This window comes from Aequorivita todarodis, from assembly GCF_028561335.1.
Classification (GTDB): domain Bacteria; phylum Bacteroidota; class Bacteroidia; order Flavobacteriales; family Flavobacteriaceae; genus Aequorivita; species Aequorivita todarodis.
This window is the reverse complement of the sequence record NZ_JAQQTG010000006.1, coordinates 202321-214599: the sequence shown is the minus strand read 5'-3', so window position 1 is coordinate 214599 and position 12279 is coordinate 202321. Positions and strand designations below refer to the sequence as shown.

Here is a 12279-nt window from a genome sequence, read left to right as displayed (position 1 = left end):
ATAATGTTATTATGAAAAAGGTACTGATTACCCTGGATTATAACCCCAATTCAGAAAAAGTTGTGAAGATGGGCTATGAACTTGCACAGTTGATGCAGGCTGAAGTTTGTTTGTTCCACGTACTTTCAGAAGTGCGTTACTACGGAATGCAATACGAACCTTTTATGGGGTACGAAGGTTACGCGTTTCCCGTGGATTATAAAATTCAAGAGGAATTTGTAAAAGTAGCACAGGACTACCTTGATAAAACAAAAGCACATTTGAAAGGCGAAAATATTTCGACCCATTTGGCAGAAGGCGATACAGCCAAAAAAATCTTGGAATATGCCGAAGCGTGGAAAGCAGATTTAATAGTTATGGGAACGCACAGCCACGGCACCTTGGAAAAGCTATTCTTGGGAACAGTTGCCTCCAGTGTTTTAGAGCATACGAAAATCCCGGTTTATATGGTCCCCACGGGAGAAAAATAGGAGGGAAGTGAGTTATTTTTTAAGGTGAATAAATAAACTTACCTTTGAAAAAAACAAATTTTGGCATGGCGTTAACCAATAACGATATAATGAAAAAACTGCGCGTGGCACACAAGTTACGCGATGAGGATATAGTAAAAATATGCTCGTTGGTTGATTTTGCGGTCACAAAAAGTGAACTTGGAGCAATCTTCAGAAATGAGAACCACGAAAAATATATGGAGTGCGGCGATCAGTTTCTTCGTAATTTTCTAAATGGATTGGTAATCCATCTGCGCGGGCCGATGCCGGAGAAGAAAGCGTCGGCGCCAAAGGCCGAAGCAAAAACCAAACCGAATCCACGCCCAAAATATAAACCGAAAACAAAAAAATAAAAAAGCTGGATCAAATTTCTTCAATCCAGCTTCAGTGGCTTTTCGGCTTTCTATATTTCAATACACGTATCTGCATGTTTTTCTGATTGTGGGATCTTCAAACAGGTGTTGGTTTCCGTTTAGGTACTGCAACGTGTGCTGCTTTTGCGATCCGCATTTAATGCGCTTTTGGATGTTTCTCAAGGTTTTCATAGTTAATTTTTTTATTGGTTTTAATCAAGGCCATTATTTATAGCGCCTTTTCGAATTCCAGGTATAGGCTTTGGAATCGTGTGGTCTGTGAATGTTTTCGTTGCTGTCCAATGTTCTCATGATTTTTAAGTTTTAAATGTTTAATAATTAGTTTTTAGCGAAATCTCCTTTTTAAATTCCAAGAATAGGCTTTTGAAGTTTTCATTTTGTCCGTCAAGTGATTGCTGTTTAAAGTTCTCATAATAAATTTGATTTACTGGTTATACTTAAAAGACGTACGAATTATATTTTTGTTACAGTACTATGTTATACAAAGTAATGATTTAACTAAATATTAACTTTTGGCGAAAAGACGGCCCGCAGAAACTGTTTAACAAACTATTAACCGTGAATGCTTTGCCAAATGGTTGCAGGGGAGGGTCTTTAGCCATATATTTGCACCCTTGAATATTTTGTATCCCACATTAACATGAATACCATAAAAAAAACCGAAACCAATAAAATAAAGCGCGCCCATTTGTATTACAAATACACTGGGTTTTATTCTTTTGTAGGGCAGAGCCTAAAAAAGGCCATTATTCCCATAGTTTTGGTAATAGCCTTGCTGGTTGTGCTGGATCTTTATGTTGTGGATTTTAGCAATCTTTTCACCTACATTACCGAAACCTACGCGCCAATCAACATCCTGCTTGTTTTTCTTGCTTCGGAATCATTGTTGGGGCTCGTTCCGCCGGAAATTTTTATTGCTTGGAGCGACAAGATGCCACAGCCACTTCTTTATTTGACGCTCTTGGCCGCATTGTCTTATTTGGGTGGAATTATTTCATTCTTCATCGGAAAATGGATTTTTACGATTCCTAGCGTTTATGCCTATATGGAAGGGAAAATGAAAAAGCATCTAAAACAGATCCGTAAGTGGGGTGGTTTCCTGATTGTGGTTGGTGCCTTGTTGCCAATTCCGTTCTCAATGACCAGTATGGCCGCAGGAATGATCCATTATAAGTTTACAAACTATCTTCTCTTTGGCTTGCTTCGTTTTGTACGGTTTTATCTTTATGCCATTGCCATATTCAGCTTGCTGTAGTACTTTTGGCATACCGGAGCAGTTTTGATTCGGTAGCAACCAATCCAATTTTAAACAGCAACTTCTCTTAAATGAAGAAAAACGATCCCTACGCCGCGTTACGATTTCGGGAGTTTAATCTATTTCTTTTGGTGCGGTTTGCAATGGTCTTTGCATGGAGCATGCAGTTTGTGGTAATAGAGTGGGAAGTTTACAGCATTACCAAAAATCCACTTTCGCTGGGAATCATCGGTTTGATGGAAGTTATTCCAGCGGTTTCCATGGCACTTTTCGCGGGACATATTGTAGATCAGCGGGAAAAACGCAGCCTTTTGTTTAAGTGTATTTTTGGATTTTCCATTGTGAGCCTCGGATTGTTTCTTATAACCTGGCCTCGTATAGTGGAAGATCTCTCCACCAACACGATACTTTATTCGGTTTACTTTTTGGTTTTTCTTGGCGGAATTGTTCGGGCTTTCTTGGGCCCAACTATTTTTTCGTTATTCTCTTTGTTGGTTCCTAAAAAAATATATCCCAATGCAGCCACGTGGAGTAGCTCCGTTTGGCAAATGGGATCGGTTGTAGGACCTGCGGCAGGAGGTTTCTTTATCCATTGGATCGGCGTTCACTGGTCCATGTGTTTTGTTTTTGCCTTTTCGTTGATGGCCTTGTTGCTATTGCTACAAATTCCGAAGAAACCAATTATGAACCCAAAAATTGGGGAGCCGGTGATGAAAAGCTTAAAAGAGGGCATCAAATTCGTAATGAACACGAGGGTCATTTTGGGCGCTCTTACCTTAGATATGTTTGCGGTGCTTTTTGGGGGAGCAGTGGCATTATTGCCCATTTATGCACAGGACATTCTTAAAGTAGGCCCGGAAGGTTTTGGAATACTCCGTGCCGCTCCTGCTGTGGGTGCGTTGCTCATTATGTTTACTTCTGCACATTTTCCGCTCAATAAAAATGCAGGAATGAAACTGCTTGCCGCCATTTTTGGGTTTGGTATCTGTATTATTGTATTTGGGGTTTCCACTTGGTTTTGGCTTTCCGTAATTGCACTTTTTCTTAGTGGCGCCACGGATGGCATTTCTATGGTCATTCGCTCCACGATCTTACAGCTCAGGACTCCAGATGCCATGCGTGGGCGCGTAGCATCGGTTAATTCTATGTTTGTGGGGTCTTCCAATGAATTGGGCGCTTTTGAGAGTGGGCTTACCGCAAAACTGATGGGAACGGTTACCGCCGTTGTTTTTGGAGGTGGAATGACCATACTTACGGTAATTGGAACGGGTTTCTTTTTCCCAAAACTACGGAAACTGGATCTTCGGAAGGATATGGAGGAACACGAACGCGAGTGATATTTTGATTTGTTAATTCGGGATTGGTTTAAAGTTTTAACATTCCCCGAAAACCTCTGTTTGCATAATATGACTCCGCTCCATTGTGATATACAAAGACTGTCCCGTAACGAAAATCCCCAAAAATAGCACCCCCAAATTTTCGGATATTGTCCGGGGTTTTTAACCAACTGGAGGTTTTACTGTCGAATTTTCCTAAATTTTGCAGATTTCTATAGTGTTCCTCGTTTAAAAGCTCTATACCCATTTCGGCTGCCATCCCAATAGCACTGTGCTTTGGCTTGTGTTCCTTTCTCGCTTCCAAGGCTTCCGGGTCGTAGCAAAAGCTTCGCCTGCCTTTGGGACTTTCCGCAGCGCAGTCATAAAAAATATATTCGTTTGTCTTTTTGTCCAAACCAACAACATCGGGTTCACCACCGGTTTCTTCCATTTGGTGGAGCGACCAAAGATTTGCTGGGTTGGCCGTTAGTTTATTTTGCACCTGTAACCATTCAATAGCTTGGTGGCGATGCTTGTTTTTCTCGAAACGGGTCTTTAATTTTTTGAGAAGATCTTCGGTTTCTTCTGGGGTCAATTCCTTTTGGCCTACTTTTTTCATAATCAAAAATGGGTTTATCCTTCTGAATTATAAAACCATTCCTCGGCTCTTACAATAGCTTGTTGAATTGCATTTTCTTCTGAAATGCCACCTTTCTCCATCAGTTGATTGGCTATTTCCATGGCTTTCTCACGAACTTGGGGCGCCAATTTATCAATTTCCGGCTTGAAATTTCTAAATGTCCAATTCATTTTGTGGGCTTTTAAAATCTTATTTTAAAATTACCACTTAAATCATTCTTTTGAAAAGAACAGCGGTATTTTTAAAGAAAATTTCACAGTGAGGATGCAACTCTTTTGAAGAAATAGGCTTTTTGTATCTTTTTTAATGCTTCTTCTTCTGATATATTTTTATTCGTTTTTAAAACTTCGGAAACAGCTTTCAAAAGAATACCTTATTTTTAGACGAAATATGATTTTTTTGAAATGATTAAAAACGAAAATCAAGCAGCTCCAAAAACTTTCACTTCCTATCTGGTAAAAACAGTGGGACTGTCTGAAACTGAGGCAGAGCAACTGTCGCTGCCATTAACACGGATGCAGTATGAAAAGGGCAGTGTTCTTCTGAAAAATGGAGACATTTGCAAGCACTCCTTTTTTGTTGAAAAAGGCCTCTTGCGGTCGTATATGCTTGATGAAAGTGGAAAGGAGCACGTCATCCAGTTCGCTCCTGAAAACTGGTTTATGGTGGACAGGAGTAGCGTTTATTTTAATGACCCGTCGGAAAGCTATATTGAGGCCATTGAAGCTACAGATGTGGTTCTTATCGGTGAGGATTTTATGTGCCAGGCAGCGGAAGTGAGCTCTGTTTTTAGTCGGTACAACGACAAGCTTTTGCACAATCACATCAGGCAGATGCAGAAACGCATCAATTTATTGCTCGGCGCCACTGCGGAAAAACGCTATCTGAGTTTTATTGACATGTACCCAGATCTTTTGTTGCGCGTTCCACAATGGATGATCGCTTCCTATTTGGGCATTACGCCCGAAAGTTTGAGCCGCGTGCGGAAGGAACTGGCGCATAGAAATTTTAAGCCAAGCTAAGGTATTTCATAAAAAAGCCTGTCAAAATCAATTTTCAACAGGCTTAAGAGGATTCTTTTTTCTTAAATTATTCCAAATAACCAAATTTTCCCATATTGAAATCACTTATCGCCTGCACAAGTTCGCTGCGGGTATTCATCACAAATGGGCCTTGGGCGGCAATGGGCTCGTTTATGGGTTGGCCGCTGAGTATTAAAACCACTGCGTCATCCGTTGCTTCCATGGTGAATTGTTCGCCGTCATTTGCAAACAATCCCAAACTGTCGGTTTTTATTACTTCGGAATTGTTCACTTTTATATTTCCTTCAATCACCAAAACCGCAGTGTTGTAATTTTCGGGAAAACTGAACGTGGCTTTTCCGCCTTTATTCAGCTTTGCGTTAAACAGGTGGACGGGCGTAAAAGTGAAAGCAGGCCCTTTTTCCCCGTTGTATTCGCCCGCGATTACTTCAATAGTACCCGCATTTTCGGGAAGCTCTACTTTTTTCATTTCCGCCTTTGTGATTCCCTGATATTTTGGGGCGCTCATTTTGTCCTTCGCGGGAAGATTCACCCACAACTGTACCATCTGGAAATCGCCCCCGGCCTTGCTGAATTTTTCTTCGTGATATTCTTTGTGGAGTATTCCCGAAGCAGCGGTCATCCACTGCACATCGCCCTCACCGATTACGCCACTGTTTCCGGCGCTGTCGTGGTGGGCAACGCTTCCTTTATAGGCAATCGTAACCGTTTCAAAGCCTCTGTGCGGATGCACGCCAACGCCACGGGGCCGATCGGTGGGAGGGAAGTAGAATTTGCTGTTGTAATCCATCAAGATAAAGGGATCCATGCGTTCAAAACCTTGCTGTATTCCGGAAGGAATATATTGATGCACCCTAAACCCATCACCAACCATATGTGGTGCCGGCGGTATAAATACGCGTTCTATATGTCGTGTTTTCATTTTTAAATCGCTTTTATTTTATAGTGTAAAATTACTTCGCAAATGCTTGTCTTACATTGATGTATGTTAAGAACTGTTTTTAGCGAATGGCCCGTTTTAAATTACAAATCGAGAACCCTATTTATAAAAACAAGGCTCTCGATTCTTTAAAAAGGGGAACAGTAAAATCTTGAAAAATTATTGTTTTATGAATTGTAACGAAGCAATCATTTTCACCTTATCGCTCACCACAATGCTTCCGGCTTCGGTTACGGCATTCCAACTTAAACCGAAATCTTTTCGGCTTATACTGCCTTCAAACTCAAAACCAGCTTTTGTTTGCCCATAGGGATCAACCGCGGTGCCGTTGTATTCTGCATCCAAGGTTATTTCTTGGGTAACTCCTTTTATGGTTAAATCGCCCACCATTTTGTTTCCGTCAAATGATCTTGATTTGAACGTTAACTGTGGATTTTTTTCAGCCCCAAAGAAATCATCGCTCTTTAAATGGGTGTCGCGATCTTTATTATTTGTGTTTACAGAATTGATTTCCGCAGAGAATGAAAATTTCCCGTTTTTAAAATCGTCATTCGGAGTTTCAACCTTGCCGTCAAATTTCTCGAAACTACCGCTTACCGTAGAAATCATCATATGTTTCACCTTAAAATTGATTTCGGAATGGGTAGTATCGATATTCCAAACTGTCTTTGTATTTTCCATATTTATAATTTATTGGTTATTAATTATTTACAGGACAAAATTAAGGCGAATAACCGACCCTTGCATTGATGTATGATAAGAAATCGGGTTGCACTTTACTTGAAGTTATTTATTCATTTCCTCCAATAACTGATCGTAATCCTCAATTTTTACGTGAAGCACCCCGCCCAAGCTGATGATTGGGGCAGTAACGGAATCAATCTTTACGATGGCATTGGCAAAGGCTGGAGCCAGTTGGGCTTTCAATTCGGGCTTTTCGGAAAATTTGTATAAAGTATATAAGTAGCGGCTATTGTCGAGATTGGAAACCAAGGTGTCGCAACTTGCGCAGTTCTCGGGAATGTAAACTATTACTTTTTTCTTTGGCGCTATTTTTATAGCCTCATACTCCTTGCGCAATGCACGGCGGGAAAGGCTATCACTTACTTTAAGTTCATAGGTATAATTTGCCCGTTTGCCCCTGTCAACAATCAAATTGGCTACCAAAACTTTTGATGCGGCGGGAACACGAACCGCCCTCGGCACACCCTTACTTTGCCGAAAGTTTGTGCCCTCCACTGTTATGGAAACGTCTAGGTCTTGTTCGTTTTTATTAAGTGCATACAAAAAAAGCCGATTTGCCTTTGCCTCTTCAACAATTTCAATGGGTCTTATCTGTGAAAATAGGGGAGCACAGCTTAGTAAAACGACAAATAGGAAGGGTATTTTTTTCAACATTTGGGACAGTTTTATATTTTTTCGAAGATATAAATTTCAACAAGATTTAAAAAAAAATAATCCAAACAGAACCGAAATAGCTTTAACACTATTTTATAGAGCTATAGAAACCCAGTGAGTATCTTTGGATTGTTGTAAATTTCAAAAAAATATGGAGCGCAAAAATTTTGAACAAATGACTGTGGGCGGAGGTTGCTTTTGGTGTACCGAAGCAATTTTCGACCAAATAAAAGGGGTGGAAAAAGTGGTTTCGGGCTATTCGGGCGGAAGTGTTCCCGGAACGCCAACCTACCGCGAAGTTTGTTCCGGGCTAACCGGCCATGCGGAAGTGATACAGGTAACCTATGACCCTGCCGTTGTTTCCTTTGAAGATTTGCTCGTTATTTTCATGACCAGCCACGATCCCACAACGCTGAACCGGCAAGGGGCAGATAGGGGCACACAGTATCGCTCGGTTATTTTTTATCACAATAAAAACCAGAAACAGATTGCTGAAAAGGTGCTAAACGAAATGGCGCCCTATTATGAAAACCCGATAGTTACCGAGTTAAGTCCTTTGCAAAAGTTTTACCCAGCTGAAGTCAATCACCAAAATTATTATGCCAACAATCCGTCGCAAGGATATTGCACGGCTGTTATTTTGCCAAAACTGGCCCGACTTCGGCAGATGCACCTAAACAAGCTGAAACAATAACATTTTTTTATGTTTTATGATGATAGTTTTATGAAACCATTCCGACTCAGTCTTCGTATATTTTTATAGTACACATAAAAAATACTATTTAAATACTGAAGACCATGAAAAACTATGTATTAAAAACATTTGCACTTTCTTTTGGGTTATTGGTAAGCCTTTCGCAAGTTGCTTGTCAAAATAGCCAAACCAAAAATGCCGAAAAATCAATGCTCAGTACTTCTGAAAAAGTGAATATGCCGGAAGCATCCGAAATACACAACAAATTTCCAAAGGCAAAAACGGATGCGGAATGGAAAAAAGAACTTACACCCAAACAATACCAAATAATGGTAGAAAAAGGAACGGAAACCCCATTTAAAAATGAATACTACGACAATCATGAAAAAGGCATTTATGTAAGTGCCGCTACGGGAGAACCCTTGTTCAGCAGTGAGGATAAATTTGATTCGGGAACCGGATGGCCTTCCTTTACAAAACCAATCAATGACAGCGCGGTGGTTTGGATAAAAGATAACAGCCTGGGAATGGTTCGCGATGAAATTGTGGAAAGATCAACAGGATTGCATTTGGGGCACGTTTTTAATGACGGGCCCGCGCCCACGCATTTGCGTTACTGTATGAATTCAGCAGCATTAAAATTTATAAAGCAGGACTAATTCCCCAATTATAGTTATGCTTGGAAAGCCTCCTTCGGGAGGTTTTTTTTCGATCCAGAAAATCGAACGGTCCCTTTAAAAATTTTGGGCCGCAAACCTTTAACCATTTTTATGACTTTAACTATTTAATTTACTGTACCTTTGTATCACTAAGATGAGCAATATCAAAAACCCACCTAGGTAAACCAATAAAACGAACAATCACATATAACTAATTCAAAAGTCATCTGCTCACCGTGGATGGCTTTTTTTATTCAAAAAAAACAAGCATGGCAAAATCGCAACAGACATACAGTAAAAAAGAAAAGGAAAAAGCAAAGCTGAAAAAGCGGGAAGAAAAGCAAAAAAAGAAAGAAGCCCGCAAAGCAGATAAAACTCCGGGAATTGACTTTGTATATGTTGACTACAATGGAAATTTGGTGGATACCCCGCCAGATCCATCAATGAAAGTTGAAATTGAAGCCGAAGACATTGTACTTGGGATTCCCCCAAAGGAAGAAGGCGATCGCGAAGCTTTTGACCCGGTTAGAAAAGGAACGGTTTCATTTTATGATTCCTCAAAGGGTTTTGGATTTATTATTGACAACGAAAACAACGAAAAGTACTTCACCCACGTAAGCGGAATAATTGACGAAATTGCGGAAAACGACGCGGTGTCCTTTGAGCTCGAAAAAGGCCAACGCGGAATGAACGCGGTAAAGGTCACCAAAATCTAACCTCCGAAAGTTTACGAATAAAAAAAATCCCGCAATCACGGGATTTTTTTGTTTTAATAACCAGAATATTAATTAGTAATATCGTTTACTTCTTTTTTGGCAGCGTTTTTAAGCTGTTCGTATTTTTCAGAAATAGTATCCTCAACTTCTCCGGCCTTTTCCTTTATTTTTCTGCCGGTTTCGTTGGCCTTATCCTTAAGTCTTTGTTTTTCTTCGGGCGTCATGTTTTTATATTTCCAAAACGCAAATGCACCGGCAGCTACTCCCAGCAATGCCAATAATCCTTTTCCTTTATTGTTCATGTTGTTTTTTTTTAGTTTCCATAAAGATAAGGTTTTGGCGGCCTTCCTATACCATTTTGATTGGACTTTAGTATTTATTTAATACTTAAGGATTTCATTTAATAAAGTATTCACAATTTCTTTCAGCGGCTCTTTTTTCAGAATATAACTTTCAGAAAATCGATTAAAACAACAAACAAAAGCCTGGGAATCTGAAAATTTTTATAGAATAAATTCATATCTTTAAGAATCAAATAAACCAACAATAATTATATGGTTGATATCAAATAAGCAAGTCCAAGCTTTTAGGGGAATTGTTTGGCGCATTGCATCTGAAAAAAATTCTAACCAAAAATCCGTACAGATGAAAATATACGACGACAAACACATTAAAAATGTAGTTTTTGTAGGCGCCCATAACAGTGGCAAAACTACACTTGCAGAAACGATGCTTTTTGAAGCAGGCCTCATAAACCGTCGCGGAACGGTTGAAAACAAAAACACGGTTTCAGACTATCACGACGTGGAGCACGAAAGGGGCAACTCGGTCTTCGCCACGCCCTTGCACACGGAATGGCGCAATTACAAGATCAACATTATTGACACGCCCGGTTTGGATGATTTTATAGGCGAAATTATCTCCTCCATCCGTGTGGCCGATACCATCGTTACGGTCTTGAGCGCCCAACAAGGCGTGGAAGTGGGCACCGAGATTATTTGGAATTACATCGATAAATACCACAAACCCACACTTTTTGTGATAAACCAAATAGATCACATAAATGCGAAGTTTGACGAAAGCTTCAAAAGCATTAAAAGTTTGGTGGGGAACAATGCCGTGAAAATCCAATATCCGTTGGTCGTTGATGGCGCGCAGTGCATAATTGATGTGCTGAAGATGAAAATGTACAAGTTCTCTCCAGATGGAGGAAAGCCCGAAAAGTTGGAAATTCCCGACGATCAAAAGGAATTGGCCAAAGAACTAAATAATGAATTGATAGAAAAAGCTGCAGAAAATGATGAAACATTGATGGAGCTTTTTTTTGATAAGGGCACTTTGAACGAAGACGAAATGCGCCTCGGCATCAAGGCTGGCATGTTGAACCATGAACTATTTCCTGTGTTTTGCGTTTCTGCCTTAAACGATATGGGCACAGGACGTTTAATGGGTTTTATTGATAACGTAGCTCCCGCAGCGGCCGATTTAAAACCCGAACAAAGTACCGAAGGAAAAGAAATAGTTGCTTCAAAGGAAAGCCCAACGGCGCTCTTCGTTTTTAAAACCGTTTATCAGCCCAATTTGGGTCAGATTACGTTTTTCAAGGTGATGAGCGGGGAAGTACGGCTGAACGACAAACTGATTAATTCGCAAAATGGCGAAACGGAAGTTATAAACCAACTTTTCATAATGGACGGCAAGGAAAGACAGCCCGTAACGAAATTGACGGTTGGCGACATCGGCGCGACGCTGAAATTGAAATACACCGAAACCAACGACACGCTGGCTTCACCCAAAAATGTAATTGCCATAAAGCCCATCAAATTTCCGCAGCCGAGAATTAAAAAAGCGGTTTTTGCCGTAAATACAAAGGATGAAGAGAAACTCAGCGAATCCTTAAAGAAAATCCACAGCCAAGATCCAACGGTTGAAATTTCCTTTTCAAAAGAGGCAAAACAACTCATCCTTTCCTGCCAAGGCGATCTGCATCTTGCTACTATAGACTGGACGTTAAACAATATTTATGGCGTAGAGGCGCGTTTTGAAAAACCAAAAATAGCCTTCCGCGAAACCATTCAACGGTCTTCGGCTTCAAATTATAGGCACAAAAAACAGTCGGGAGGCTCTGGGCAGTTTGCGGAGGTTCACTTAAAAATTGAGCCTTGGTATGAAAATATGGAAGAGCCGCAGGGTTTCAACATTCGCGGTAAGGAAGAGGTGGATCTTTCCTGGGGCGGCAAACTGGTTTTCTACAATTGCATAGTTGGCGGAGTGATAGACCAGCGTTATTTACCCTCCATCATGAAAGGCGTTTTGGAGGTAATGGAAGAAGGGCCTTTGGTGCGGTCCTATATCCGCGACGTGCGCGTGATGGTTTATGACGGCAAAATGCACTCGGTAGATTCCAACGATATTTCTTTCAAAATAGCGGGTGCACATGCTTTTAAAGAAGCATTTATGAATGCGAATCCCAAACTTTTGGAACCCGTTTTGGAACTTACCGTAAAAGTTCCCGAGGAAATGGTGGGCAACGTAATGACCGATCTGCAGGCGCGCCGCTCGATGATTCAGGGAATTGAAAGCAACAACAATTACCAAATTTTAAAATGCTTGACCCCCGAAGCAGAACTCTATGGGTTTTCAACAGATTTGCGCTCGTTGACACAGGGCAGGGCAACTTTCAAATCCTCGTTTTCATCCTATCAGCCCGTTCCGGCCAATGTTCAAAAGGAATTGGTTAGCCAATAGCCAAT

The 12279-nt window shown here is 40.6% G+C and carries 14 protein-coding genes and 1 pseudogene; 9 read left to right on the top strand and 6 right to left on the bottom strand.

The genetic code is table 11. The features are described from left to right. Positions 1-11: 11 nt before the first annotated feature. The 4 genes and pseudogenes from POV26_RS02860 (at position 12) to POV26_RS02845 (ending at position 3457) form a co-directional block, all read left to right on the top strand. Positions 12-470 carry a universal stress protein gene (locus POV26_RS02860; protein ID WP_272854983.1) on the top strand — a complete coding sequence of 153 codons (459 nt, stop codon included), beginning with the start codon at positions 12-14 and terminating at the stop codon, positions 468-470. A gap of 65 nt (positions 471-535) precedes the next feature. After that, positions 536-769: pseudogene (locus POV26_RS02855) on the top strand (DUF1456 family protein); the annotation flags it as partial. Positions 770-1505: 736 nt separating this feature from the next. Continuing rightward, a complete protein-coding gene (locus tag POV26_RS02850) occupies positions 1506-2120 on the top strand; it encodes a YqaA family protein (protein WP_272854982.1) in 615 nt (204 codons plus the stop codon). Between the two features lie 71 nt (positions 2121-2191). Then, positions 2192-3457, top strand: a complete 1266-nt coding sequence (locus tag POV26_RS02845; RefSeq protein WP_272854981.1) for an MFS transporter — start codon at positions 2192-2194, stop codon at positions 3455-3457. Positions 3458-3485: 28 nt separating this feature from the next. Here the strand turns inward: POV26_RS02845 and POV26_RS02840 are convergent, their stop codons facing one another. Both POV26_RS02840 and POV26_RS02835 read right to left on the bottom strand, forming a co-directional pair. After that, positions 3486-4055 carry a DUF4256 domain-containing protein gene (locus POV26_RS02840; protein ID WP_272854980.1) on the bottom strand — a complete coding sequence of 190 codons (570 nt, stop codon included), beginning with the start codon at positions 4053-4055 and terminating at the stop codon, positions 3486-3488. Positions 4056-4069: 14 nt separating this feature from the next. After that, positions 4070-4246: a hypothetical protein gene (locus POV26_RS02835; RefSeq protein ID WP_272854979.1), complete on the bottom strand. Its 177-nt coding sequence runs from the start codon at positions 4244-4246 to the stop codon at positions 4070-4072. A gap of 234 nt (positions 4247-4480) precedes the next feature. Between POV26_RS02835 and POV26_RS02830 the strand changes: the two genes are divergently transcribed. Beyond that, positions 4481-5098, top strand: a complete 618-nt coding sequence (locus POV26_RS02830; protein WP_272854978.1) for a Crp/Fnr family transcriptional regulator — start codon at positions 4481-4483, stop codon at positions 5096-5098. A gap of 67 nt (positions 5099-5165) precedes the next feature. Here POV26_RS02830 and POV26_RS02825 read toward each other — a convergent pair whose 3' ends face one another. From POV26_RS02825 to POV26_RS02815, 3 genes are all read right to left on the bottom strand, one after another. After that, the gene (locus POV26_RS02825; protein WP_272854977.1) at positions 5166-6041 is read right to left on the bottom strand and encodes a pirin family protein; all 876 of its coding nucleotides are present in this window, start codon (positions 6039-6041) and stop codon (positions 5166-5168) included. 177 nt (positions 6042-6218) lie between these two features. Further along, a complete protein-coding gene (locus POV26_RS02820; RefSeq protein ID WP_272854976.1) occupies positions 6219-6740 on the bottom strand; it encodes a YceI family protein in 522 nt (173 codons plus the stop codon). A 105-nt stretch (positions 6741-6845) separates the two neighbouring features. Then, positions 6846-7457: a hypothetical protein gene (locus tag POV26_RS02815; RefSeq protein WP_272854975.1), complete on the bottom strand. Its 612-nt coding sequence runs from the start codon at positions 7455-7457 to the stop codon at positions 6846-6848. 151 nt (positions 7458-7608) lie between these two features. On the opposite strand from POV26_RS02815, the gene msrA reads away from it, so the two are divergent. The 3 genes from msrA to POV26_RS02800 all read left to right on the top strand — a co-directional run bounded on the left by msrA (position 7609) and on the right by POV26_RS02800 (position 9526). After that, positions 7609-8151 (top strand): peptide-methionine (S)-S-oxide reductase MsrA, encoded by a 543-nt coding sequence (gene msrA, locus POV26_RS02810; protein ID WP_272854974.1) that lies wholly within the window; start codon positions 7609-7611, stop codon positions 8149-8151. 104 nt (positions 8152-8255) lie between these two features. Continuing rightward, positions 8256-8810 (top strand): peptide-methionine (R)-S-oxide reductase MsrB, encoded by a 555-nt coding sequence (gene msrB / locus POV26_RS02805; RefSeq protein WP_272854973.1) that lies wholly within the window; start codon positions 8256-8258, stop codon positions 8808-8810. Between the two features lie 269 nt (positions 8811-9079). Beyond that, complete coding sequence (locus tag POV26_RS02800) at positions 9080-9526, top strand: cold-shock protein (protein ID WP_272854972.1); 447 nt, start codon at positions 9080-9082, stop codon at positions 9524-9526. Between the two features lie 68 nt (positions 9527-9594). On the opposite strand, the gene POV26_RS02795 is transcribed toward POV26_RS02800, so the two are convergent. Continuing rightward, a complete protein-coding gene (locus tag POV26_RS02795; protein ID WP_272854971.1) occupies positions 9595-9828 on the bottom strand; it encodes a YtxH domain-containing protein in 234 nt (77 codons plus the stop codon). Positions 9829-10171: 343 nt separating this feature from the next. Here POV26_RS02795 and POV26_RS02790 point away from each other — a divergent pair, with 343 nt between their 5' ends. Beyond that, positions 10172-12274 (top strand): elongation factor G, encoded by a 2103-nt coding sequence (locus POV26_RS02790; protein WP_272854970.1) that lies wholly within the window; start codon positions 10172-10174, stop codon positions 12272-12274. The last annotated feature ends 5 nt before the right edge of the window (positions 12275-12279 follow it).

Excerpts from the sequence above, each read along its gene's own strand:
- POV26_RS02860 (WP_272854983.1), top strand. The coding sequence starts at position 12 with ATGAAAAAGGTACTGATTACCCTGGATTATAACCCCAATTCAGAAAAA.
- POV26_RS02850 (WP_272854982.1), top strand. The coding sequence starts at position 1,506 with ATGAATACCATAAAAAAAACCGAAACCAATAAAATAAAGCGCGCCCAT.
- POV26_RS02845 (WP_272854981.1), top strand. The coding sequence starts at position 2,192 with ATGAAGAAAAACGATCCCTACGCCGCGTTACGATTTCGGGAGTTTAAT.
- POV26_RS02840 (WP_272854980.1), bottom strand. The coding sequence starts at position 4,055 with ATGAAAAAAGTAGGCCAAAAGGAATTGACCCCAGAAGAAACCGAAGAT.
- POV26_RS02835 (WP_272854979.1), bottom strand. The coding sequence starts at position 4,246 with ATGAATTGGACATTTAGAAATTTCAAGCCGGAAATTGATAAATTGGCG.
- POV26_RS02830 (WP_272854978.1), top strand. The coding sequence starts at position 4,481 with ATGATTAAAAACGAAAATCAAGCAGCTCCAAAAACTTTCACTTCCTAT.
- POV26_RS02825 (WP_272854977.1), bottom strand. The coding sequence starts at position 6,041 with ATGAAAACACGACATATAGAACGCGTATTTATACCGCCGGCACCACAT.
- POV26_RS02820 (WP_272854976.1), bottom strand. The coding sequence starts at position 6,740 with ATGGAAAATACAAAGACAGTTTGGAATATCGATACTACCCATTCCGAA.
- POV26_RS02815 (WP_272854975.1), bottom strand. The coding sequence starts at position 7,457 with ATGTTGAAAAAAATACCCTTCCTATTTGTCGTTTTACTAAGCTGTGCT.
- msrA (WP_272854974.1), top strand. The coding sequence starts at position 7,609 with ATGGAGCGCAAAAATTTTGAACAAATGACTGTGGGCGGAGGTTGCTTT.
- msrB (WP_272854973.1), top strand. The coding sequence starts at position 8,256 with ATGAAAAACTATGTATTAAAAACATTTGCACTTTCTTTTGGGTTATTG.
- POV26_RS02800 (WP_272854972.1), top strand. The coding sequence starts at position 9,080 with ATGGCAAAATCGCAACAGACATACAGTAAAAAAGAAAAGGAAAAAGCA.
- POV26_RS02795 (WP_272854971.1), bottom strand. The coding sequence starts at position 9,828 with ATGAACAATAAAGGAAAAGGATTATTGGCATTGCTGGGAGTAGCTGCC.
- POV26_RS02790 (WP_272854970.1), top strand. The coding sequence starts at position 10,172 with ATGAAAATATACGACGACAAACACATTAAAAATGTAGTTTTTGTAGGC.